This window comes from Kroppenstedtia sanguinis (genome assembly GCF_050433445.1).
In the GTDB taxonomy this organism is placed as follows: Bacteria; Bacillota; Bacilli; order Thermoactinomycetales; family DSM-45169; genus Kroppenstedtia; species Kroppenstedtia sanguinis.
The window spans coordinates 1-2,892 of record NZ_JBNPXF010000048.1; the positions used below are offsets into that span (position 1 = coordinate 1).

General features: G+C 51.4%; 3 protein-coding genes and 1 tRNA gene. 3 read left to right on the plus strand and 1 reads right to left on the minus strand.

The window, feature by feature from the left end:
- Window positions 1-180 precede the first annotated feature (180 nt).
- The 3 genes from JOD24_RS15965 to JOD24_RS15975 all read left to right on the plus strand — a co-directional run bounded on the left by JOD24_RS15965 (window position 181) and on the right by JOD24_RS15975 (window position 2,379).
- Window positions 181-954 carry a glycosyltransferase family 4 protein gene (locus tag JOD24_RS15965; RefSeq protein WP_429247344.1) on the plus strand — a complete coding sequence of 258 codons (774 nt, stop codon included), beginning with the start codon at window positions 181-183 and terminating at the stop codon, window positions 952-954.
- A 120-nt stretch (window positions 955-1,074) separates the two neighbouring features.
- Window positions 1,075-1,150 (plus strand) — tRNA-Ala (locus JOD24_RS15970).
- 134 nt (window positions 1,151-1,284) lie between these two features.
- Entirely contained in the window at window positions 1,285-2,379 is a 1,095-nt protein-coding gene (locus JOD24_RS15975) for a site-2 protease family protein (RefSeq protein ID WP_429247345.1), read from the plus strand.
- A 24-nt stretch (window positions 2,380-2,403) separates the two neighbouring features.
- On the opposite strand, the gene JOD24_RS15980 is transcribed toward JOD24_RS15975, so the two are convergent.
- Complete coding sequence (locus JOD24_RS15980) at window positions 2,404-2,700, minus strand: hypothetical protein (RefSeq protein WP_380167008.1); 297 nt, start codon at window positions 2,698-2,700, stop codon at window positions 2,404-2,406.
- Window positions 2,701-2,892 lie beyond the last annotated feature (192 nt).

Sequence of the window (2,892 nt, forward strand, 5' to 3'; positions counted from 1 at the left end):
AAAAAATTGGGCGACTTTTCCCCTGTTGAGCATCGGGAAAAAGTCGCCGCATAACCGTTCTTTTTTCATTGTCTACTTGACGGGGTCAAGACCAATGCTCACGGACTCTTTGATGAGAAAAATGAAAGACGTTGGGAACAGTCACGGGGTCACCGGACGGAATCTAGGTGGATGGACTCGGTGGATCATCTGGTCACTGTGAATGAGCTCTTGGAAGCCGAATACAACCAGCGATATCCGGTCATCTCTACAACGGTGTTGCGAAACATCCCCGAAAGCCTACCTCAACTACCATCGGAAAAAAACTATTTCCATCAAAGGTTCGGACTCCATCCCGAAGACCGGGTGGTTCTCTACCAAGGAAGGTTCACCCCGAAACGGGGGTTGGAGGAGCTGATTGAAGCGGTTGAATCACTCCCTTCCCAATATAAACTTGTTTTGCTCGGATACGGGGTGTGGGAGGAGCAAATCTTGCATCGGATCAAAGACTGGAAACTCCAGGACCGGATCTTCTGTCATCCGCCGCTGTTGCCCCAAAAGTTACTACAGGTGACCAGCCATGCTGACTTGGGAGCGGTTTTGTATCAGAGCACCTGCATGAATAGCTATCTGTCTACTCCGACCAATCTTCTGGAATATATCCAAGCGGGGCTGCCTGTCGTCTGCAGTGACCATCCAGGAAAAGCGATTGTGGTTGGTACATATAAGACTGGGCGGCTGGTGGATCCCCGAAACATAAAGGAGATCAGTGGAGCGATTCAGGAAATCCTCTCCGACCCGGACACTTATCTGATCGGAACCCACAAGGCGCGAAAACAGTTGCAATGGGAAAAAGAGCAAGAACGATTGGTGGCACTTTACCGTCAATTGCACCTTCCCCCCAGAGATCGACTGGAGAAGGAACAAGAAGAAGAGGATATCATCGCGATGCAGCCGCACCTGCGTCAGCTCTGATTTCCCGCAAGGTGCGGTTCCATGGGCCCTCAGGGCCCCTTCGGGACCGCTTTTTCTCTTCTCTATTCTTGACAACTTTTTGGGTTTCTTGTAGGATAAAGAGGATTTCAAAATGGTTATGGGGCTGTAGCTCAGCCGGGAGAGCGCCTCGTTCGCAACGAGGAGGTCGGCGGTTCGAGCCCGCTCAGCTCCACCACCAAAACCCCCGCATGGACGAAGCCCCATGTGGGGGTTTTTTTGTTGGTGGATTCCGGTTGGAGGTGTAGATGGGAAAGATGGGGGAAATGTAAGGATGGGAACTGAGAAAAACGGCCCAAAGGGGGTCTCTGTTTGGGGAAGAACCAGCACGACAAAAAGAGCTTCTGGGGGTGGCTCGGCGGGGTTGGGGCTCTGATTGCCGGTGGCATTCCTTCCATATTAAAACTGGGGAAATTCGGCGGGACACTGATCAGCATGGTGGTATCGGCCGGGGCTTATTCTCTGGTGTTACAATTTCCCTGGTTTTTTTCCATCGGCCTGGTCTTGATGATTTTCATCCATGAAATGGGTCATGTTTGGGCGGCCCGCAGGAAAGGACTGCCGGTCTCCGCCCCTGCTTTTATTCCTTTCTTGGGTGCACTGATCACGATGAAAAAGCAACCTCGGGATGCGGTGACGGAAGCTTATATCGCCTTTGGAGGTCCCTTGCTGGGGACGGTGGGAGCCACCCTCACCTATCTGTTGGCATGGTGGACAGGCTATGAGGTATTGGTTCCTGTAGCTATGATTGGATTCTTCATCAATTTGTTCAATCTATTGCCGATCCATCCACTGGACGGCGGTCGGATCGTGACTGCGATCTCCAGGTGGTTATGGGTAGTGGGGTTGCTTCTCGGTCTCTGGTTGGTTTGGCAGCTCCATAGCCTTTTACTCCTCTTGATTTGGCTTCTCTTCGCTTTTCAACTCTGGGATTCCCACCTTTCCCGTCGCCGTCATCAAAGCCGTCCTATAAAAACCACAGTGGAGGTGGATCCAGCCTTGGTTGAGAGCTGGGAGGGCTCTCCACCTGCTGGAGAACCCCAGGAGTTGTCCTTTATCCAATACTGTTCCTTGACGAATCAGGAAACGATCTGCGATGTATATGATCCTAGCGGTAGCATGCTTTATCGTTTTGAGGGATTCGGGGGCGCCTTTCAGAAGATCCGCCTGTTGCAGACAAAGTTGAAAGAGACTGCAGATGGACCCAGAGTCCAGATGAAATTGGAGGTCCACTATCTGAGAGGGGAAGAAGAGCAACTGCTACGATCGGATAAGGAGTACTATGCGGTCTCCCCCTGGACCCGCCTGGGATATGGTCTGGCCTATGTTGGATTGACGGGCTTCCTGTTGTTTATGGTGATGATGGTGGGGCGTTTTTCCTTCGTCGGCCCTCAAGTGGTGAGTTAACCCGAAGTTACCCCTATTCGTAATTCAGTTCCGGAAGCCCGGTCGACTTAGATCTCGTCCGTTTCGCCTGTGATTTCCCCTGGAAGGTCGTCCCCGGTAAAGCTGGAGAAAGACTAGGTTGCTGTTTCTACAGCGGTAAGGGACGATCTTGGAGGGCGAAGATTCCCTTCGGACTTTCAGGGAAGATTCAGAGGTAAACCAGCTTCGTATTCGATGGGTGAACGAAGGTCGAAGTGGGTTGGGAGAGCGGATCCCCGTGGCGATCTCCCGCTGTTTTTGTCGGGCTACGATTTCCATCGCATAGGGATTCATATTCATCAATTGAAGTCCTCCTTTAAATATGAGAAACTACAAAAAAACGCCACAAACCAGCGGTCTGTGGCGCTCATTTAAAAAACACCACAGGTCGATTACGACCTGTGGTATTATCCCCATACGGTAGACAGTGAAAAAAGTCCATCTGGTAAGATGGACAAAAGCACTGAACTGCCGGAGGGGATTTTCTTATGGCGA